The 19,479-nt window shown below is 55.3% G+C and carries 17 protein-coding genes; 9 read left to right on the plus strand and 8 right to left on the minus strand.

Annotated features, from left to right (window positions below; translation table 11 throughout):
• Positions 1 to 14: 14 nt before the first annotated feature.
• The 3 genes from fhuC to fhuB are packed head-to-tail and all read left to right on the plus strand — an operon-like array spanning position 15 to position 3,673.
• Positions 15 to 809, plus strand: a complete 795-nt coding sequence (gene fhuC / locus ACRQ84_RS18780; RefSeq protein ID WP_483816834.1) for a Fe3+-hydroxamate ABC transporter ATP-binding protein FhuC — start codon at positions 15 to 17, stop codon at positions 807 to 809.
• A gap of 9 nt (positions 810 to 818) precedes the next feature.
• Positions 819 to 1,697, plus strand: coding sequence for a Fe(3+)-hydroxamate ABC transporter substrate-binding protein FhuD (gene fhuD / locus ACRQ84_RS18785; protein ID WP_483816835.1), 879 nt, complete (start codon positions 819 to 821; stop codon positions 1,695 to 1,697).
• Complete coding sequence (gene fhuB / locus ACRQ84_RS18790; protein WP_483816836.1) at positions 1,697 to 3,673, plus strand: Fe(3+)-hydroxamate ABC transporter permease FhuB; 1,977 nt, start codon at positions 1,697 to 1,699, stop codon at positions 3,671 to 3,673. Before fhuD ends, fhuB begins: the two co-directional genes overlap by 1 nt.
• Before the next feature lie 30 nt (positions 3,674 to 3,703).
• On the opposite strand, the gene hemL is transcribed toward fhuB, so the two are convergent.
• The gene (hemL, locus tag ACRQ84_RS18795; protein WP_483816837.1) at positions 3,704 to 4,984 is read right to left on the minus strand and encodes a glutamate-1-semialdehyde 2,1-aminomutase; all 1,281 of its coding nucleotides are present in this window, start codon (positions 4,982 to 4,984) and stop codon (positions 3,704 to 3,706) included.
• 199 nt (positions 4,985 to 5,183) lie between these two features.
• Between hemL and erpA the strand changes: the two genes are divergently transcribed.
• Positions 5,184 to 5,531: an iron-sulfur cluster insertion protein ErpA gene (erpA, locus tag ACRQ84_RS18800; RefSeq protein ID WP_007893884.1), complete on the plus strand. Its 348-nt coding sequence runs from the start codon at positions 5,184 to 5,186 to the stop codon at positions 5,529 to 5,531.
• Positions 5,532 to 5,566: 35 nt separating this feature from the next.
• Here erpA and ACRQ84_RS18805 read toward each other — a convergent pair whose 3' ends face one another.
• The 3 genes from ACRQ84_RS18805 to mtnN form a co-directional block, all read right to left on the minus strand.
• Positions 5,567 to 5,818, minus strand: a complete 252-nt coding sequence (locus tag ACRQ84_RS18805; protein WP_064737524.1) for a hypothetical protein — start codon at positions 5,816 to 5,818, stop codon at positions 5,567 to 5,569.
• Between the two features lie 107 nt (positions 5,819 to 5,925).
• A complete protein-coding gene (btuF, locus tag ACRQ84_RS18810) occupies positions 5,926 to 6,735 on the minus strand; it encodes a vitamin B12 ABC transporter substrate-binding protein BtuF (protein ID WP_483816838.1) in 810 nt (269 codons plus the stop codon).
• The gene (gene mtnN / locus ACRQ84_RS18815) at positions 6,728 to 7,426 is read right to left on the minus strand and encodes a 5'-methylthioadenosine/S-adenosylhomocysteine nucleosidase (RefSeq protein ID WP_064737522.1); all 699 of its coding nucleotides are present in this window, start codon (positions 7,424 to 7,426) and stop codon (positions 6,728 to 6,730) included. The genes btuF and mtnN overlap by 8 nt, the downstream gene beginning before the upstream one ends.
• Before the next feature lie 97 nt (positions 7,427 to 7,523).
• On the opposite strand from mtnN, the gene dgt reads away from it, so the two are divergent.
• The 4 genes from dgt to ACRQ84_RS18835 all read left to right on the plus strand — a co-directional run bounded on the left by dgt (position 7,524) and on the right by ACRQ84_RS18835 (position 13,178).
• The gene (gene dgt / locus ACRQ84_RS18820) at positions 7,524 to 9,017 is read left to right on the plus strand and encodes a dGTPase (protein WP_483816839.1); all 1,494 of its coding nucleotides are present in this window, start codon (positions 7,524 to 7,526) and stop codon (positions 9,015 to 9,017) included.
• 136 nt (positions 9,018 to 9,153) lie between these two features.
• Entirely contained in the window at positions 9,154 to 10,599 is a 1,446-nt protein-coding gene (degP, locus tag ACRQ84_RS18825; RefSeq protein WP_483816840.1) for a serine endoprotease DegP, read from the plus strand.
• A 186-nt stretch (positions 10,600 to 10,785) separates the two neighbouring features.
• Positions 10,786 to 11,943, plus strand: a complete 1,158-nt coding sequence (locus ACRQ84_RS18830; protein ID WP_064737519.1) for a CdaR family transcriptional regulator — start codon at positions 10,786 to 10,788, stop codon at positions 11,941 to 11,943.
• On the plus strand, positions 11,943 to 13,178 hold the full coding sequence (locus tag ACRQ84_RS18835; RefSeq protein WP_483816841.1) for an alginate lyase family protein: 1,236 nt from the start codon (positions 11,943 to 11,945) through the stop codon (positions 13,176 to 13,178). Before ACRQ84_RS18830 ends, ACRQ84_RS18835 begins: the two co-directional genes overlap by 1 nt.
• Positions 13,179 to 13,219: 41 nt before the next feature.
• Here ACRQ84_RS18835 and ACRQ84_RS18840 read toward each other — a convergent pair whose 3' ends face one another.
• The 4 genes from ACRQ84_RS18840 to map form a co-directional block, all read right to left on the minus strand.
• Positions 13,220 to 13,612, minus strand: a complete 393-nt coding sequence (locus tag ACRQ84_RS18840) for a DUF3461 family protein (RefSeq protein WP_007893894.1) — start codon at positions 13,610 to 13,612, stop codon at positions 13,220 to 13,222.
• Between the two features lie 293 nt (positions 13,613 to 13,905).
• Positions 13,906 to 14,730, minus strand: a complete 825-nt coding sequence (gene dapD, locus ACRQ84_RS18845) for a 2,3,4,5-tetrahydropyridine-2,6-dicarboxylate N-succinyltransferase (protein WP_008108489.1) — start codon at positions 14,728 to 14,730, stop codon at positions 13,906 to 13,908.
• A gap of 187 nt (positions 14,731 to 14,917) precedes the next feature.
• Entirely contained in the window at positions 14,918 to 17,572 is a 2,655-nt protein-coding gene (gene glnD, locus ACRQ84_RS18850) for a bifunctional uridylyltransferase/uridylyl-removing protein GlnD (protein ID WP_064737517.1), read from the minus strand.
• 70 nt (positions 17,573 to 17,642) lie between these two features.
• A complete protein-coding gene (gene map, locus ACRQ84_RS18855) occupies positions 17,643 to 18,437 on the minus strand; it encodes a type I methionyl aminopeptidase (protein ID WP_064737516.1) in 795 nt (264 codons plus the stop codon).
• Between the two features lie 318 nt (positions 18,438 to 18,755).
• Between map and rpsB the strand changes: the two genes are divergently transcribed.
• Complete coding sequence (gene rpsB, locus ACRQ84_RS18860; protein WP_007893898.1) at positions 18,756 to 19,475, plus strand: 30S ribosomal protein S2; 720 nt, start codon at positions 18,756 to 18,758, stop codon at positions 19,473 to 19,475.
• Positions 19,476 to 19,479 lie beyond the last annotated feature (4 nt).

Below are 19,479 nucleotides of genomic sequence, written 5' to 3' on the forward strand. Positions count from 1 at the left end.
AACCAGGGATTATCATGCAGCATCCGCACCATGCAGAAACCACCTTCAGGCTGGATAACGTCAGTTTTCGTGTGCCAGGCCGCACGCTGTTGCATCCGCTGTCTCTCACCTTTGCAGCGGGCAAAGTTACCGCGCTGATTGGCCATAACGGCTCAGGCAAATCCACGCTGCTAAAAATGCTCGGTCGTCACCATGCGGCGAGTGAAGGGCGCGTATTGCTGAATGAGGAGGCGGTGGAGAGCTGGGGCAGCAAAGCATTTGCGCGTCAGGTCGCGTATCTGCCACAGCAACTTCCTGCGGCGGAAGGCATGACGGTGCGTGAGCTGGTAGCCATTGGTCGCTATCCGTGGCACGGGGCGCTGGGCCGTTATGGTCAGGAAGATCGCGATCGCGTGGACGAAGCGATTACGCTGGTAGGATTAAAACCTTTCGCTGGGCGCTTGGTAGATAGCCTTTCAGGCGGCGAGCGCCAGCGTGCGTGGCTGGCGATGCTGGTGGCGCAGAACAGTCGCTGCCTGCTGCTGGATGAACCCACTTCGGCGCTGGATATCGCACATCAGGTTGATGTGCTGGCGCTGATTCAACGTCTTAGCCGCGAACGTGGGCTGACGGTGATTGCGGTATTGCACGATCTCAACATGGCAGCACGCTATTGCGATCGTCTGGTGGCGTTACGCAGTGGCGAAGTGATTGCCGAAGGCGGCCCTGAAGTGATCATGCAGGCCGATGTGCTGGGCACCATTTACGGTATTCCGATGGGCATTTTGCCGCATCCGCTGGGCGGCGCGCCCGTCAGTTTCGTTTACTAAGGCCACGCCATGTTCGACATTTCCCGCCGCCGCCTGCTGACGGCGCTGGCGCTTTCTCCCATGATGTCTGCGTTGCCACTGCGTGCCGCTGTGCCGGATGCACAGCGCATTCTGGCGCTGGAGTGGCTGCCGGTGGAGCTGCTGATGGCGCTCGGCGTGACGCCACTCGGCGTGGCCGACATGCACAACTACAACATTTGGGTTGGCGATCCGCCGCTGCCGTCCAGCGTTATCGATATCGGTCTGCGCACCGAACCCAATCTGGAGCTGATGACACAGCTCGAACCTGCGCTAATCCTGCACTCGAAGGGTTACGGCCCGGCGCTGGATAAATTGCAGCGCATCGCACCCACCATGGGCTTTGACCTCAACAGCGGCGATGGCAAACCACTGAGCACCGCGCGTCATTCGCTGCTGGCGCTCGGCGCCCGTCTTGGACGTGAAGCGCTGGCCGTGCAGCATTTGCTGTTTGTGGATGAACAACTGGCGGCGGCGCGTGAACGTCTTAAGCCGTGGGCCGATCGTCCGGTGCTGCTGATGTCGCTGATGGATAGCCGCCACGCGATTACCTTCGGTAAAAACAGCTTGTTCCTTGAAGTGATGGAAACCCTTGGGTTAAGCAATGCGTGGCAAGGTGAAACCAACTTCTGGGGGAGCGCGGTAGTGGGATTAGAGCGGCTGGCAGAAGTCGGTGATGTGCAGGTGATCTGCTTCGATCACGATAACGATCGTGACATGCAGCAAGTGATGGCCAGCGCGCTGTGGCAGGCGCTGCCGTTTGTCCGGGCGCAACGTTTCCAGCGCGCTCCGGCGGTGTGGTATTACGGCGCGACCTATTCAGCGCTGAAATTTGTCCGCGTGCTGGAACACGCGCTGGAGTCGCACTGATGCGCAATCGTCTTTTTCCCGTCGCGCTGCTAAGTGCCGTCTTCCTGCTGGCGTTGGCATTAACCTATACCAATCTGCGCCAGGCGCTGCCAGGCGATCAGTGGTCGCAAGCGTTTTTCGCACCTGACATCAACAATATCCAGCAAGTGGTATTTCATCACAGTTTGCTGTCGCGGCTGGCGCTGTCGCTGCTGGTCGGCGCGGGTCTTGGCCTGGCCGGTTTACTGTTTCAACAGGTGCTGCGCAATCCGCTGGCGGAACCCACCACGCTCGGCGTGTCGTCGGGGGCTCAGCTGGGCATTACGGTGGCGACGTTATGGCATTTGCCGGGCGGCGAGCTCACGCAGCAGTTTGCGGCGATGGGCGGCGCGCTGATTGTCGGCATTCTGGTCTTCGGTGTGGCTTGGGGCAAACGTCTGTCACCCGTGACGTTGATTCTGGCTGGCCTCGTGCTGAGTTTATATGCCGGTTCGGTGAATCAAATCTTCGCCATCTTTAATCACGATCAGCTGCAGAACATGTTCCTGTGGAGCACCGGCGCGTTGAATCAGCTGGATGGGCACAATGTGGCGCAGCTGTGGCCGCGTCTGCTGCTGGCATTTGTGGTGGCGCTGGCGCTGCTGCGGCCTCTCACGCTGATGGGGCTCGACGATGGCGTGGCGAAAAACTTGGGTCTGGCATTGTCGGCGGCGCGTATTGCTGCGCTGGCGCTGGCGATTTTGCTCAGCGCACAGCTGGTCAATGTTGCGGGCATCATCGGCTTTATTGGCCTGTTCGCGCCACTGTTGTCGAAGTTACTGGGCGGACGTCGTCTGGTCAGCCGCATGCTGCTGGCACCGTTAATTGGTGCGTTACTGCTGTGGCTGGCGGATCAGAGCGTGTTGTGGCTCACCCGCCATTGGCGTGAAGTGTCTACCGGTACGGCGACCGCGCTGATCGGCGTGCCCATTTTGCTGTGGCTGTTGCCGCGCCTGCGCACGGGATCGGTGCCGCCAGCACTTAATCAGGGTGATAGCGTGCCGACTGAGCGGCAGAACGTTTTGCGCTGGTGCCTGCTCGGATTACTGATTCTCGGCGTGCTCAGCTGGGTTGGCATTACCTTTGGTCGTGATGCCCACGGCTTTGCATGGGTGGGCGGCGACATGCTGCAGCAATTGCTGCCGTGGCGCGCACCGCGTGTGCTGGCAGCGCTGATCGTCGGCATGATGCTCGGCGTGGCGGGCGCGCTGATCCAGCGCCTGACCGGCAATCCCATGGCGAGTCCGGAAGTGTTGGGCATCAGCTCGGGCGCGGCGTGTGGTGTGGTGGTAATGATGTTCTTCGTGCCAGGCGATGCGGTGGCGTGGTTGCTGCCAGCCGGTGCGCTGGGCGCGGCCATGACATTGTTGATTATTATGCTGGTGGCCAGTCGCGGCGGTTTCTCGCCAGAACGCATGCTGCTGGCGGGCATGGCGCTCAATAGCGCATTTGTCACTATTTTGATGGTACTGCTGGCCAGTGGCGACCCGCGAATGGGCGGCTTGCTGAGTTGGATTTCCGGTTCAACCTACAACATCAATATGCAGCAGGCCGTGCAAAGCGCAGTGGTAGGAATCGTGCTGATTGCACTGGCCCCGCTGGCAAGTCGCTGGTTGACGCTGCTGCCACTCGGCAGCGCCACCGCGCATTCGGCGGGCATGGCGTTGACGACTTCTCGCCTAAGTCTGCTGTTGCTGGCGGCGGCATTGACTGCCACGGCAACGTTAACTATTGGGCCGCTGAGCTTTATTGGCTTGATGGCACCGCATATTGTGCGCATGCTCGGTTTCCGCCGTGCATTACCGCAGGTGATGATGGCCGGCTTGTTGGGCGGGGGATTAATGATCTTCGCTGACTGGTGCGGCAGGATGCTGGCGTTCCCGGATCAGATTCCAGCCGGGTTGATGGCGACCTTCTTCGGCGCACCGTACTTTATCTGGCTATTGCGGCGGGCATAGCAAAAGGGCGCCAGCCGGCGCCCTTGTTATTTACAGCTGCGCGAAGCTGCGACGTGCGGCATCGATAGTGCGTTGGATATCTTCTTTGCTGTGCGCCAGCGACATAAAGCCAGCTTCGAAGGCGGAAGGCGCGAGATAAACGCCTTCTTCCAGCATCAGGTGGAAGAAACGCTTAAAGCGTTCAACGTCACATTGCGTGACGTCTTGATAGCAAGTCACTTCATCGGCATCGGTGAAGAAAATCCCAAACATGCCGCCAACGTGGTTGATGACCAGCGGAATATTTTCTGCCTTCGCCGCAGCCAGCAAGCCTTGTGCTAACTGCGTGGTCAGATCGGTCAGCGTGCTGTGCGTGCCTGGCTGCGCAATTTGCGACAGACAAGCGAAGCCCGCTGCCATGGCAATCGGGTTACCTGACAAGGTCCCGGCCTGATAAACCGGACCGGTGGGTGCCAGCGCATCCATCACATCGCGACGACCACCAAAAGCACCCACCGGCATGCCACCGCCGATGATCTTACCGAGACAGGTCAGATCTGGCGTCACATCGTAATACGCCTGAGCGCCGCCCAACGCGACACGGAAGCCGGTCATCACTTCGTCGATGATCAGCAGTGCGCCAAATTCGTCACACAGCGCGCGCAGGCCTGGCAGGAAGTCCGGCTGCGGTGGAATGCAGTTCATGTTGCCTGCTACCGGCTCAACGATGATACAGGCGATATCGTCAGGATATTGCTCGAAAGCCGCACGTACGGTGCTGAGATCGTTATAGGTGCAGGTCAGCGTGTGCCTGGCGAAATCGGCCGGTACGCCCGGCGAGTTTGGCTGGCCGAGCGTCATCGCGCCTGAACCGGCTTTCACCAGCAGGCAGTCGGCGTGGCCGTGGTAGCAGCCTTCGAACTTGATGATTTTGTCGCGATGGGTGAAGCCGCGCGCCAGGCGAATCGCACTCATGGTGGCTTCGGTACCGGAGTTAACCATGCGTACCATGTCCATGCTGGGCACCAGCTCACACACCAGCTCGGCCATTTTCACTTCCATCTCAGTCGGTGCGCCGAAGCTCAGACCGCGCGCGGCGGCTTCAATCACCGCATTGCGGATATTGGCGTTGTTATGACCCAACACCATTGGGCCCCACGAACCGACATAATCGATATAGCCTTTGCCGTCAGCGTCATACAGATACGCACCGTCAGCGCGTTCGATGAACAGCGGCACACCGCCCACACCGGTAAATGCACGTACCGGGGAGTTCACACCGCCGGGGATCAGGCGCTGCGCTGCGGCATACAGGTTTTCTGACTTACTCATTGTTCTGCTCCTGCTGTTCGGGAAAAATCTGGCGCCATTCTACGGGAATAACGGCTTGCGCTAAAGTTTAGGGTATATACTTTCATGCGCATGCGGCGGCACGCAGTGTCAAGCTTGAGACTTGATTGCACTGGACGGCTGGCAGATAATAGCGAAATTAAGGTCGTTTTCTGACCTCGACGTTTACCCGGAGTTAAAGATGAGTGACGACTTAGCAGCGCTGCCTTTGCAATTCACTGATGCAGCAGCAAAAAAAGTGAAAAACCTGATTTCTGATGAAGAGAATCCTGAGCTGAAACTGCGCGTTTATATCACCGGCGGCGGTTGCAGCGGCTTCCAGTATGGCTTCACGTTTGACGATCAAATGAATGACGGCGACATGACCATCGAGAAACAAGGTGTGGCGCTGGTGGTGGATCCCATGAGCCTGCAATACCTGGTGGGCGGTTCGGTTGATTACACCGAAGGCCTGGAAGGTTCTCGCTTCATCGTAACTAACCCGAATGCCAAAACCACCTGCGGTTGCGGTTCTTCCTTCAGCATCTAATGCTGCTTCTGGCTGTCGTTCTGGCAGCCAGATTCCTACCACTCAATGGTCACTAAACGCGTAGATTCACGGCGCGTGGCATCGCGTTTTAATATCCGTTCGCTAATGCGCGGTTGCGCGCTGAAGTGGCGCCCACAATTAACGGTCGGCAGAGTGTGTTCGTTCTGGCGTGAAATATCGCAACGCGAGAATAACGTCAAGGTGACGGCAATAGAGCCGGTGGACGTGGCGGCACTCAGTGGTGCAGCGATCACGAGCCCTATGGCCAGCAGCAGTGCTCTGGTCATGAATAGTTCCTGGTGAAGACAAAATGGCGCTAAGCGCTAAAATGGGCACAGAGCATACGTGGCTGCTGCGCCTTGTAGTATGATTTACGACAATTTCTGCCGAATCTTTAATCTTTTATGGTGCTTTTTTTCGTCGGATGTAAATCGGCACACAACTGTTTTGCCGCTAACAGCATGCGAGGGCCGGGTCGGCTTAGCCAGTCGTCATTGATGGCGATCACTGGCACATCCAGCTGAGGCTGCCAGAACCTGACGATGCTGGCGGCATGCGCGGCATCACCCCCTATCACAATCGCCTGCGGATGGCGCAGCAACACTTGTTCGCGGCTCACCTGCGGCCAACTCACGCTGCTATCGGCAAAAATATTCCTGCCACCACACAACTCAATCACCTGGTTTTGCATCGTGTTACGCGAAGCAGTAAATAGCGGCTGCTGACCAAACTGCAAAAACAGCGGGATCGGTGTACTTTGCTGATACTGCGTGCGCAGCGCCGCTTCCTGCGCACGTAATGTCTGCGCCGCATCAATGGCTTGTTGTGGTTGTGGACTCCACTGTTGTAATGCCGCCAGCGCATCAATCATTTGATCGATGGTTTGAGGATCAATCCACTTAACCGGAATACCGAAACGCTGCAGCTGTTCGATTTGCCGCTGCGGATTACCGCCACGCCACGCCAGCACCACATCGGGTTTTAATTGCAGAATGCGTTCAACCTTGATGCCTTGCCAGTTCGCAACCTGTTCCAGCGCGTTAGCCTGCGCGGGAAAATCAGAGAAGGCGCTGACTGCCACTGGCGTAATGCCGGCGGCAAAGGCCAATTCCGTCAGATGTGGCGAAAGGGTAATAACGCGCGGTGCGGCGGCGAACAGGCTGTTACACAGCAGCAACAGCCCGAAAAGAAGGGGTTTAGCCACGCGCCAGCTGAACCAGCAGGTTCTCTACCATCAGTGACGATTGTTTTGCCGCAACGCTGAGGAACTCGTCGAAGCTGAGGTGTGATTCCTGATCGGCCACGTCAGAAATCGCGCGTACCACCACAAAAGGCACGTTGAACTGATGGCAAACGTGACCGATGGCGGTGGCTTCCATCTCTACCGCAATCGCCTGCGGGAAAGTGGTACGGATACGCGCCAGCGGTTCAGCTCCGTTGATAAACGCATCGCCGCTCACCACCAAACCGCGTACCGCGTTGAGGTCGAGCTGCTTGATAACCCGTTCAGCAGCGGCAATCAGTGTGTCATCCGCTACGAAAGCGGCCGGGCAACCGGCCATCTGGCCTGGCTCGTAACCGAATGCGGTCACATCGGCATCGTGATAGCGCACTTCATCCGATACCACGATATCGCCCACTTTCAACGTGGGGGCTAATCCGCCAGCAGAACCGGTATTGATCACCGCATCGGGTTTGCACAGTTGCAGCAGCAGCGTGGTGCCTAGCGCGGCGGCGACTTTGCCAATGCCTGATTTCAGCAGCGCAACTTCAACACCGTTTAGCGTGCCGGTGTAAATTTCGCAGCCAGCCAGCGTCAACGTCTGGCGGTTTTCGATTTTGTCACGCAGCAGAGTAACTTCCTGCTCCATCGCGCCAATAATGCCTACTTTCATAAGAATCTCGCTAATTTAATGGATGTAACCCGCAAAAGTGAGGCATAGTCTAACATGGCTGATTGAGGAAGAATTCACGAAAATATAAGGGGTAATTATGGCGACGATCAATTTCAGGAAGAAGATCAGTTTCACTCGCCCTTATACCAGCCGCAAAGATCCCGAAGGGGAATACTTTATTACCCGCCATTTTGAAAGCGATCGCGGACGTATTATTAACTCCGCGGCGATTCGTCGTCTGCAGCAGAAAACGCAGGTATTTCCGCTGGAACGCAATGCGGCGGTGCGTTCGCGTCTGACGCATTCACTGGAAGTGCAGCAAACCGGGCGTTATATCACCAAAGAGATTCTGCAAGCGCTGAAAACGCAGGGCGGCGGGCTGGCCAATTATGGGTTGGATGAGTTTGAAGGTGCATTCGAAAGCCTGATTGAGATGGCCTGTCTGCTGCACGATGTCGGCAATCCGCCGTTTGGGCATTTTGGGGAAGCGGCGATCAATGATTGGTTCGACGATAACTTACCTGCCGAGCTTGTCGACCCGCTGGTAGCGGGCGTTGCCAATGAGGCCGAGCGCTCAGCGTTCGACCAGTTAAATGCCATGATTCGTCAGGATTTATGCCATTTCGAAGGTAATGCGCAGGCGATTCGTTTGGTGCATACATTGCTGCAGCTCAATCTCAGCTATGCGCAGGTGGCCTGCATTTTAAAATATACTGCCCCCGCATGGTGGCAAGGCGATAAACCGGCGGCCTTCAGTGTATTAATGAAAAAACCAGGCTTCTACTTATCCGAACGCGAATATGTGGCCGAGTTGCGTGAAGCCACCGATATTAAAGAACATCATCGTTTCCCGCTTACCTGGATAATGGAAGCCGCCGACGACATCTCTTATTGCATTGCCGATTTGGATGACGCCGTAGAAAAAGACATCTTCGATGTTGAAACGCTGTATAAACATTTGCTCGGCGTCTGGGGCACAGTAAAAAGCGGTGATGTATTCAGCCGGACTATCGGCGATGCGTGGAAAGAGGCTAATCAGAAAAAACGCCGCAGTATCAGCGATCAATTTTTTATGTCGTTACGGGTAAATGTACAAAACGTATTGGTCAGCCATGCGGTTAAGCGGTTCATCGATAACTTACCGGCTATTTTCCAGGGCGATTTTAATCACGCTTTACTGGAGGATGATGGCGAAGAAGGGCGCTTACTGACATTATTTAAAACCGTCGCGCGTCAGCAAGTGTTTAATCATCCAGAAGTCGAGCAGCTGGAATTGCAGGGTTACCGTGTAATTAAAGGTTTGCTGGAAATATACCAGTCATTGCTTTTATTAAACTATGAACAGTTTACTACCTTGATGAACGAGGATTTTCTGGCAAAGCATCCGATTGAAACACGTCTGTTTCATAAGCTTTCCGGAAAACACCGTAAAGCTTATCAACAACACATGCGTTCATTAATCGTTGAGCATAAATATCAGCGCCTGTTGTGGGAACGTTATTATCGTGCGCGTCTGATTCAGGACTACATTAGTGGGATGACAGACAATTATGCCTGGGATGAATATCGTCGTTTAATGGCGGTTGAATAAGCGCAGAATTGTAAAGACGAAGAACAATTTTTTACCTTTGCCTAAAACTTTATTAGGAACTTCGCGCTAAAAACTTAATCTCACCATCACGACCACAGCAATGGTCTGGCCGTCATTCTTAGAGAGACACAGATAAATGAAAAAAAACACAATTATGCTGGCGTTGGCGCTGAGTTTCGGCGCAACGGCATTGAGCCCTGTGAGCGTTTTCGCCGCGGAGAGCGCTTCTTCTTCAAGCCAACAGTTGCCAAGCCTGGCACCCATGTTGGAAAAAGTCATGCCTTCCGTGGTGAGTATCAGTGTTGAAGGCAGCACCACGGTTAAAACGCCGCGTATGCCACAGCAGTTCCAGCAATTCTTTGGTGATAATTCTCCGTTCTGCCAGGACGGTTCACCGTTCCAGAGTTCGCCAATGTGCCAAAACGGTGGCGGTGATGGCGGCGGCGCGGATGGCGGTGCTAACGCGCAGAAACAGCAGTTCCGTGCGCTCGGCTCCGGTGTGGTGATCAACGCGGATAAAGGTTATGTGGTGACCAACAACCACGTGGTGGACAACGCCACTAAAATTCAGGTGCAGCTCAGCGATGGCCGTCGCTACGACGCCAAAGTGATTGGTAAAGATCCGCAGTCTGATATCGCGCTGATTCAGCTGCAGGACGCGAAAAACCTCACGGCGATTAAGATTGCCGACTCTGACGACCTGCGTGTGGGTGATTATACCGTGGCGATCGGTAACCCATACGGCCTCGGTGAAACGGTGACCTCAGGGATTGTTTCGGCGCTGGGCCGCAGCGGCCTGAACGTTGAAAATTATGAAAACTTTATCCAAACCGATGCAGCAATTAACCGCGGTAACTCCGGGGGTGCGCTGGTTAACCTTAACGGTGAACTGATCGGGATTAACACCGCGATTCTGGCGCCGGACGGCGGCAACATCGGTATCGGCTTTGCTATCCCCAGCTCGATGGTGAAAAACCTCACCGCGCAGATGGTGGAATACGGCCAGGTGAAACGTGGCGAACTGGGCATTATGGGTACCGAGCTGAATTCCGAGCTGGCGAAAGCGATGAAAGTCGATGCGCAGCGCGGCGCCTTTGTCAGCCAGGTGCTGCCGAACTCCGCAGCGGCAAAAGCTGGAGTGAAAGCGGGTGACGTGGTGGTGTCAATGAACGGTAAAGCGCTGACCAGCTTCGCGGCACTGCGTGCAGAAGTGGGCTCGCTGCCGGTCGGCACCAAGCTGCAGCTCGGTCTGCTGCGCGAGGGTAAACCGGTGAATATCACGGTTGAATTGCAACAGAGCTCGCAGGATAAAGTGCAGTCGGCCACCATTTACACCGGTATTGAAGGTGCCGATCTCAGTAATATCGATTCTAACGGCCAGAAAGGCGTGCGTGTCGATAATGTGAAAGCAGGCAGCGCTGCGGCGCGTATCGGCCTGAAGAAAGGTGACGTGATTCTGGGCGTAAACCAGCAAGCCGTGGCGAATCTCGGCGAGCTGCGTAAGGTACTCGACACGAAACCTTCTGTATTGGCACTGAACGTACAGCGCGGTGATAGCAGTCTGTATCTGCTGATGCAGTAAGTTTCCAGGTTATTGATAATAGGCGAGCTTTGGCTCGCCTTTTTTATGTCTGTGCAAATGTCCGGTACTGAATGTGACGCTTACCGCAAATCCCGCATAATCCCCTTGGCTATGTGCAGTTGCACAATGTCAGCGCCTTAAAAGGATGCGTATTCTGTCGGTTCGTCCTTTTCTCCGGAGTGATTGATGGCCACTTATCATCTCGATGCGCGACTGGCTCAGGATATTGTTGCCCGCACGATGCAAATTATTGATAGCAATGTCAACGTGATGGATGCGCGCGGCCGCATCATTGGCAGTGGCGATCGTGAGCGGATTGGCGAATTGCACGAAGGGGCGCTGCTGGTACTGTCTCAAGGCCGCGTAGTGGATATTGATGAAGCGGTGGCAAAACATCTGCACGGCGTGCGTCCTGGCATCAATTTGCCGCTACGTATTGATGGCGACATCGTCGGCGTTATCGGTTTGACCGGTCAACCGGCGACGCTGCGTCATTACGGCGAGCTGGTGTGTATGACCGCCGAAATGATGCTGGAACAGGCGCGTTTGCTGCATATGCTGGCGCAGGACAGCCGTTTGCGTGAAGAGCTGGTGCTGAATCTGGTGCGCAGCGAAACCTTATCGCCAGCGCTGAGCGAATGGGCGCAGCGGCTCGGTATCGATCTTAATCAGCCACGTGTGGTTGCGGTGGTGGAAGTTGACAGCGGTCAGCTCGGCGTTGATAGCGCGATGTCCGAACTCCAGCAGTTACAAACGCTGCTGACCACGCCAGAACGTGACAACCTGATTGCGATTGTTTCACTCACTGAAATGGTGGTGCTAAAACCGGCACTGAATGCGCATGGGCGCTACGATCAGGACGATCATCGTCGTCGGGTTGATCAACTGCTGCAACGTATGAAGGAGAGCGGGCAAGTGCGGATGCGCATTGCGCTCGGCAACTACTTTACCGGCCCCGGCAGCATCGCACGTTCGTACCGCACCGCGCGCACCACTATGATGGTGGGCAAGCAGCGCATGCCCGAACAGCGCAGCTATTTTTATCAGGATCTGGTGCTGCCGGTACTGCTCGACAGTTTACGCGGCGGCTGGCAGGCCAACGAACTGGCGCGCCCATTGGTGAAACTAAAAAGCATGGATAACAATGGTTTGCTGCGACGCACGCTGGTGGCATGGTTCAGCCATAACGTGCAACCCAGCGCGACAGCACGCGCGCTGTTTATTCACCGTAATACGCTGGAGTATCGACTCAATCGTATTTCCGAGCTTACCGGACTCGATCTGGGCAACTTTGACGATCGTTTGCTGCTGTATGTGGCGCTACAACTGGATGAGCAGAGTTAATGAAGACACTGTGGATGGCGCTAGTGTGGCTGTACAGCGCAATAAGTATGGCCAACGAACCGGCCTTTCTGTCTTTAAGCGATCTTCAGCGGGTTAAGCAGCAGCTGACGCAGCATCGAGCTGCGCCACCGACGGTCGCAGCCTGGCATCAGCTGCAACAGCAGGCAGACAACGCGCTGAAGCATCTTAATCCCAGCGTCATAGATAAAGGCATGCTGCCGCCGAGCGGTTCGAAGCAGGATTATTTGAGCCTAAGCGCCTATTGGTGGCCGGATGCCAGCAAAGCCAACGGCCTGCCGTGGCAGCGTCGCGACGGCGAAGTGAATCCCGCCAGTAAAAACGGTCAGAGTGATGGCGTGCGGCTGGCGCGTTTTACTGCCGATTTCCAGGCACTAACGTTGGCCTGGTATTTCTCTGGCGATCAACGCTATGCCGATAAAGCGCTGGCGATGATGCGTCACTGGTTTATCCATCCCGCCAGCCGTATGCATCCCAACCTCAATTTTGCGCAAGGCATTCCGGGAAGATCCGCTGGACGCCATGATGGCGTGCTGGATGGGCGCTATTTTGCCACGCGCGTGGTGGATGCGTTGACCTTGCTTCGCAACGCGCCGGGCTGGCAGCCTGCAGATCAGCAGGCGATGCAGCAGTGGTTTAGCGAGTATCTGCACTGGCTGCGGCACAATCCGCTAGCACTCAAGGAAGCGGCGGCGGCGAATAATCATGGCAGTTGGTATTGCACGCAGGTGGCGGGAATAGCGTGGTATCTGGGCGATCGCGAGACGGTAAAAGCGATGGTGGCGCTGGCACGCAGTAAACTTGCGCTGCAAATTCGTGCCGATGGCAGCCAACCAGCCGAGCTGGCGCGCACCCGATCCTTCCATTACAGCTACTTCAATCTGCAGGCTCTTACCGCATTGGCGCAGCTTGCCAGTAAAGCGGGGCTGGGAGATTTATGGCATAACCAACAGCAAAAGCAGCAAAGCGGTTCGTTGCTGGATGCGCTTGACGCGATGGCGCCCTATAGCGACGCCAACAACGTCTGGCCGTGGAAGAACCGCGATCGGGTGAGCCAAAGGATCATTCCGCTGCTTTCAATGGCTGACAACAGCCTGCAGCAGCCGCGTTATCAGCAGTGGATCATGCAGACGCGATGGACAGATCAACAAAGTGGGGCGGTGCTGCAGGCACAGCGCGATACCTGGCTGCTTTCGCTGCCTTATCCGCAGCCATAAAAAAGGCCAGCATTAGCTGGCCTCTCATCTAAAGCGGGAAATTAACGATTATTGCGGGTCAGCTGATCGAGGTCAGATTCGATCTCAGCGATCTTGTTTGAGACCACGCTTTCCAGATGGCGCAGATCCGCCAGAATTTTACGCTTCAGATCCACTTCAACCTGGTCGCGCTGGCAAATCTGGTCCAGCTCATCAATCACGTAACGCAGGTTCGGGCTGATTTCCTGAACTTCTTTGTAACCCTGGCTGGTGTGATCGGCGACAACGGTTTTACGCTGACGTGGGTATTTGAATTTCACGCTTTTGGCGAAGAATTCACCTTTGTCTTTGCGGAAGTAAATTTTAAGAATGTCGTTGTTTGCTTCCTGACGCAGGCTGTAACGGTCGATGTCGTCAGGGTTGCTGATACCTAAGCTTTTCAGGTTGTCGTACATAGCGTTTATATTCCATCTAAGAGTGGGTGAGCGCGCAGGACTATCATCATCATTCGGGATGCAGCAGAAACGCGGCAACCGGAACGCTTACGGCATACTTAATCAACTGTAGACACAAAAACCGGGATGAACAGTGCGCGACCGGAGTTAACTTGGCGCGGATTATGAACTGTTTGAAAAATAAACGCACGTGTTAATTCGCGGCGCGAAACAGGTAAATCGGGCGGGCGTGTAAACAAATAATTACGGGCCTGTAAGCAGGCCCGTCAGGAAGATTTTAAGGCAGGAGAAGCTTAGTCGATGCTACGTAACAGCTCGTTAATACCTGTTTTGCTCAGTGTTTTAGCATCAACCTTCTTCACGATTACCGCGCAGTACAGGCTGTAGCTGCCATCTTTAGAAGGCAAGTTTCCTGAAACCACGACAGAACCGGCTGGAACGCGGCCATAATGCACTTCGCCCGTTTCGCGGTCGAAGATTTTGGTGCTTTGGCCGATGTAAACGCCCATGGAGATTACTGAACCTTCTTCGACGATCACGCCTTCAACGATTTCTGAACGTGCACCAATGAAGCAATTATCTTCAATGATGGTTGGGTTAGCCTGCAGCGGCTCCAGCACGCCACCGATGCCCACGCCGCCTGACAGGTGGACGTTTTTACCGATCTGCGCGCAAGATCCCACGGTCGCCCAGGTATCCACCATGGTGCCTTCATCAACATAAGCGCCGATGTTGACGTAAGAAGGCATCAGCACGGTATTACGCGCGATGAATGCGCCCTGACGCACTGCAGCAGGTGGTACAACGCGGAAACCGGCGTTTTTGAAGCGCGCTTCATCCCAGCCAGCAAATTTCATCGGCACTTTATCGTAGAAACGGGTTTCAGAACCTTCCATTACCTGGTTATCGTTGATGCGGAACGACAACAGCACAGCTTTCTTCAGCCACTGATGCGTTACCCACTCACCGTTGATCTTTTCAGACACGCGCAGTTCACCGCTATCCAGCAGGCCAATAACCTGGGTGATAGCATCGCGGGTCGCGCTGTCTACGCTAGATGGCGTGATGTCGGCGCGGCGCTCAAAGGCAGATTCGATAACGCTCTGTAACTGTTGCATATTTATTTCCTGATTCTGTCATAGCGGAATGCACGCCAGATCGCGTACATAGTAAAATTACCTGGCAAACATCCTTCATGATGCAGGAAGGCGGCGACGCAGCAAATCCCCGGGAGCATACATCAGTATGTGATCGGGGTGAGCGAGGAAAGCCAACGCACCTGCAACGTGAAGGATGAAAGCCAGGTCACTGTTTATCGGTTGGATTAAGGGCCTCTGTCAACCTCTGTTGCAACACATTGCGCATTTCCACGCCAAGCGCACGCCGCTCGCTATCGGCCAGGATGAAAAGATCCTCAACCCGCTCACCAATCGTACTGATGCGCGCACCGTGCAGCGATACGCCCAAATCGGCAAACACTTCACCTACGCGCGCCAGCAAGCCGGGCTGATCGAGCGCGACCAATTCCAGATAACTGCGGCGATCGGTGTGTGTCGGCAGGAAATTCACTTCCGTATCGACACTGAAATGCTTGAGACGCGCTGACTGGCGACGCGTACGCGGCGGCACCCATTCGTTTTGCGTGATGGCTTGTTCCAGCGCCTGAATGATCAGCGGATGACGATCGGCAGCCAGCGGGCTGCCATCCGGCTCCAGCACAATAAAGGTATCCATCGCCATGCCGTCACGGCTGGTAAAAATCTGCGCATCATGCACGCTGAGGTTGCGTCGATCTAACTCGCCGGCCACCGCCGCAAACAGGTGTGGGCGATCCGGACTCCAGATAAAGATCTCCGTGCCGCCGCGCGTAGCCTGCGGGCTGACCAGCACCATCGGCTTATTGAGATCGTGGTGAATCAAATGACGCGCGTGCCAGGCGAGCTGATTCGGCGTGTGACGCAGGAAATAGTCGGCGCGGCAGCGGCTCCAGATATGGTGCAAACGCTCTTCGTCGAGGTTTTCCATACGCAGTAGCGCCAGCGCTTGCAGGCGGTGATGGCGCACGCGTTCGCGCAGATCCGGGCTATTTTCCATGCCGCGTCGTAACTGTTTTTCGGTGGCGAAGAACAGCTCGCGCAACAGGCTTTGCTTCCAGCTATTCCACAAGCTTTCATTGGTGGCGCAGATATCGGAAACCGTCAGGCAGGCCAGATAACGCAAGCGATTTTCGTTCTGCATCACCTCAGCGAACTGCTGAATAACGGTGGGATCCTGAATGTCGCGGCGCTGCGCGGTCACGGACATCAATAAATGATGGCGTACCAGCCAGGCAACCAGCTGCGTTTCGCGTGAATTCAGGCCGTGTAATTCGGCGAAATCCAGCGCATCTTGCGCGCCAAGAATCGAATGATCGCCGTTGCGGCCTTTGGCGATATCGTGCAACAGCGCGGCCATCAGCAGCAGCTCCGGCTGTGGCAGACGCGGCCAAAGTTCCACGCACAGCGGATGCATCGGGCGCGTGGCTTCATCGGCAAAACTTTCCAGCTTCTGCAGCACGCGAATGGTGTGTTCATCCACTGTGTAAGCGTGGAAGAGGTCGAACTGCATTTGACCGACGATATTGCCCCACAGTGGCGTATAAGCCCACAACACGCTGTGACGATGCATCGGCAGCAGCGCGCGTTTTACCGCACCCGGATGACGCAGAATCGCCATAAAAGTTTCTCGCGCTTGCGGAATCTGGCACAGCGGCTGTTTCAGGTGGCGGCGCGCATAGCGCAACTGACGCAGCGTGGTGGAGTAAATGCCTTTGATGTTTTCGTTACGCACCATCACGTAGAACATACGCAGGATGGCTTGCGGCTCTCGCTCAAACAGCGTGAGATCGCGCAGGTCGATCAGGTCACCGCGAATCTGGAAATCGTCATCAATGTTGCGCGGCTTTTCGGTGGTCGACAGTGCGAGAATCGCTTCATCGAACAGCTGCAGCAGCATTTGATTGAGTTCACCGATGCGGCGCGTGACGCGGTAGAAGTCCTTCATCATGCGCTCAACCGGCTCGTTGACTTCACCCAGGTAGTTGAGGCGCTGGGCGACGGTCAGCTGGCGATCAAACAGCAGGCGGTTGTCATAGCGCGGCAGCGTTAAGTGCAGCGCAAAGCGAATGCGCCACAGAAACTCCTGACATTCATTAATTTCATTGCGCTCTGCTTCGGTGATAAAGCCGAAACCGACCATCTCATCCATGGTCGTGGCGCCAAAGTGGCGGCGCGCGACCCATTGCAGCGTGTGAATGTCACGCAGGCCGCCAGGGCTGCTTTTGATATCCGGTTCGAGGTTGTAGCTGGTGCCGTGATAACGCTGGTGGCGCTCCTGCTGCTCTTCAATTTTGGCGGCGAAAAAGCGCGACGATGGCCAGAAGCCATCGCTGAAGATGTTCTTTTGCAGTTCGAGAAACAGCGCGACATCGCCGGTGAGCATGCGCGATTCGATCAGGTTGGTGGCTACCGTCAGATCGGATAAGCCTTCCAGCAAGCACTCTTCCAGCGTACGTACGCTGTGACCCACTTCCAGCTTCAGGTCCCACATCAACGTCAGCAGCTCGCTGGTGCGCTGCGCGGCGGCGTCGTCCAGCGGCTGGCGGCTGAGGATCAGCACATCAATATCGGAGAGCGGGTGCAGTTCGCCGCGACCATAGCCACCCACGGCAACCAGCGCGATCTCTTTCATCTGGTCGAAACCAAAGAAGCGCCACAGACGACGTAATAAGCGGTCGATAAATAGCGTGCGGGCATCGATCAGGGATTCGATATCGGTGCCCGCATCAAATGCGATGCCCAGATGTTGCTGGAATTGCTCAAGATACTGTTTGAGCTTGTCGCGCGTCAGGGCGTCATCGGGCCAACTGGCGGGGGAATCGGTCAGGCCTTTGTGTACTGCTTCGGTCACGCTACCACTCATCAACATGCCTCATCATTACGCACATAAAAAAGGCCAGCTACAAGCCGGCCTGGTACTGTCAGGAAGATGATTACGCGACGTTTTCGAGCACCGCTGGAATGGTGTCATCTTCACGCAGCGTCAGAATCTCACAGCCGTTTTCTGTCACCACAATAGTATGCTCATACTGCGCGGACAAGCTGCGATCTTTGGTTTTCACGGTCCAGCCATCCTTCATGGTGCGGATGCGGTAATCACCGGCATTGACCATCGGTTCGATGGTGAAAGTCATGCCCGCTTGCAATACCACGCCGCTGTCATCCGCGTCGTAATGCAGGACCTGCGGCTCTTCATGGAAACCTTTACCGATGCCGTGACCACAATATTCGCGTACCACCGAGAAATCCTGAGCTTCGACGTACTGCTGAATCGCACGGCCCAACTCACGCAGACGAATACCCGGTTTTACCAGGCGCAACGCGATATACAGGCTTTCCTGAGTAACGCGACACAGACGCTCGCCTTGAATGGTTGCGTTACCGACGATGAACATTTTTGAGGTATCGCCGTGATATTCATCTTTGATCACCGTGACGTCGACGTTAACCACGTCACCGTCTTTCAACACGCGATCGTCGCTTGGGATACCGTGACAAACCACTTCATTCACCGAAATACACACCGATTTCGGGAAGCCGTGATAGCCGAGACAGGCGGAAATAGCCTGCTGCTTCTGCGTGATGTGTTCGTGGCAGAGACGATCCAGTTCACCGGTGGTCACGCCAGGCACCACGTGCGGTGCGATCATTTCCAGCACTTCAGCGGCAAGACGGCCCGCGACGCGCATTTTTTCGATTTCTTCAGGGGTTTTAATTGAAATGGCCATTAAATTAATCCGCGATCGTCGAAATTTTCGACAATAATGAGTTCTGTGGCAGTCATGTTAGCAGCCAGCAAATGGGCTGCCAAATAGCGATTGTCTGCGCCTGCTCAAGCTAACTACTATTGGCGTATTCCTGCGCATTGTGGTATAAAGCGCGCCGACGATTCTCTGTCGCCGACGTTTGGCTGGCAGGAAACGCATAAAACTCATTATGTGTACTAAAACACACATGTATCGACACATACGCCGGGGTGCCTTGAAAGAGGTCGGTCGTATGGGATACATGGAGGCCCAACCCCAAATCAAACTTTAGAGGTAATCATGGCAACTGTTTCAATGCGCGACATGCTCAAGGCTGGTGTTCACTTTGGTCACCAGACCCGTTACTGGAACCCGAAAATGAAGCCATTCATCTTCGGCGCACGTAACAAGGTTCACATCATCAACCTCGAGCAGACTGTGCCAATGTTCAACGACGCTCTGGCTGAGTTGAAAAAGATCTCTTCCCGTAAAGGTAAGATTCTGATCGTTGGTACTAAGCGCGCTGCTGCCGAAGCGGTAAAAGAGTCAGCGCTGAGCTGCGACCAGTTCTTCGTAAACCACCGCTGGTTGGGTGGCATGCTGACTAACTGGAAAACCGTTCGTCAGTCAATCAAACGCCTGAAAGATCTTGAGTCTCAGTCTCAGGACGGTACTTTCGACAAACTGACCAAGAAAGAAGCGCTGATGCGCACTCGCGAACTGGCCAAGCTGGAAAACAGCCTGGGCGGTATCAAAGATATGGGCGGTCTGCCGGATGCACTGTTCGTTGTTGACGCTGATCACGAGCACATCGCTATCAAAGAAGCAAACAACCTGGGTATCCCAGTATTTGCTATCGTTGATACCAACTCTGATCCAGACGGCGTTGACTTCGTTATCCCAGGTAACGACGATGCGATCCGTGCTGTAAGCCTGTACCTGACTGCCGTTGCCACTACCGTGCGCGAAGGCCGTTCACAGGACCTGGCTGAGCAGGCTGAAGAAGCTGCTGAAGCTTAATAAG

This window comes from Pantoea sp. E2023-21, from assembly GCF_051302795.1.
In the GTDB taxonomy this organism is placed as follows: Bacteria; Pseudomonadota; Gammaproteobacteria; order Enterobacterales; family Enterobacteriaceae; genus Pantoea; species Pantoea ludwigii_A.

What these genes read in the sequence shown, in the direction of transcription:
- fhuC (WP_483816834.1), top strand. Translation starts at nt 15, where the DNA reads ATGCAGCATCCGCACCATGCAGAAACCACCTTCAGGCTGGATAACGTC.
- fhuD (WP_483816835.1), top strand. Translation starts at nt 819, where the DNA reads ATGTTCGACATTTCCCGCCGCCGCCTGCTGACGGCGCTGGCGCTTTCT.
- dgt (WP_483816839.1), top strand. Translation starts at nt 7,524, where the DNA reads ATGGCGACGATCAATTTCAGGAAGAAGATCAGTTTCACTCGCCCTTAT.
- ACRQ84_RS18830 (WP_064737519.1), top strand. Translation starts at nt 10,786, where the DNA reads ATGGCCACTTATCATCTCGATGCGCGACTGGCTCAGGATATTGTTGCC.
- rpsB (WP_007893898.1), top strand. Translation starts at nt 18,756, where the DNA reads ATGGCAACTGTTTCAATGCGCGACATGCTCAAGGCTGGTGTTCACTTT.
- mtnN (WP_064737522.1), bottom strand. Translation starts at nt 7,426, where the DNA reads ATGAAAGTAGGCATTATTGGCGCGATGGAGCAGGAAGTTACTCTGCTG.
- dapD (WP_008108489.1), bottom strand. Translation starts at nt 14,730, where the DNA reads ATGCAACAGTTACAGAGCGTTATCGAATCTGCCTTTGAGCGCCGCGCC.
- map (WP_064737516.1), bottom strand. Translation starts at nt 18,437, where the DNA reads ATGGCCATTTCAATTAAAACCCCTGAAGAAATCGAAAAAATGCGCGTC.
- hemL (WP_483816837.1), bottom strand. Translation starts at nt 4,984, where the DNA reads ATGAGTAAGTCAGAAAACCTGTATGCCGCAGCGCAGCGCCTGATCCCC.
- ACRQ84_RS18805 (WP_064737524.1), bottom strand. Translation starts at nt 5,818, where the DNA reads ATGACCAGAGCACTGCTGCTGGCCATAGGGCTCGTGATCGCTGCACCA.
- ACRQ84_RS18835 (WP_483816841.1), top strand. Translation starts at nt 11,943, where the DNA reads ATGAAGACACTGTGGATGGCGCTAGTGTGGCTGTACAGCGCAATAAGT.
- degP (WP_483816840.1), top strand. Translation starts at nt 9,154, where the DNA reads ATGAAAAAAAACACAATTATGCTGGCGTTGGCGCTGAGTTTCGGCGCA.
- ACRQ84_RS18840 (WP_007893894.1), bottom strand. Translation starts at nt 13,612, where the DNA reads ATGTACGACAACCTGAAAAGCTTAGGTATCAGCAACCCTGACGACATC.
- erpA (WP_007893884.1), top strand. Translation starts at nt 5,184, where the DNA reads ATGAGTGACGACTTAGCAGCGCTGCCTTTGCAATTCACTGATGCAGCA.
- glnD (WP_064737517.1), bottom strand. Translation starts at nt 17,572, where the DNA reads ATGAGTGGTAGCGTGACCGAAGCAGTACACAAAGGCCTGACCGATTCC.
- fhuB (WP_483816836.1), top strand. Translation starts at nt 1,697, where the DNA reads ATGCGCAATCGTCTTTTTCCCGTCGCGCTGCTAAGTGCCGTCTTCCTG.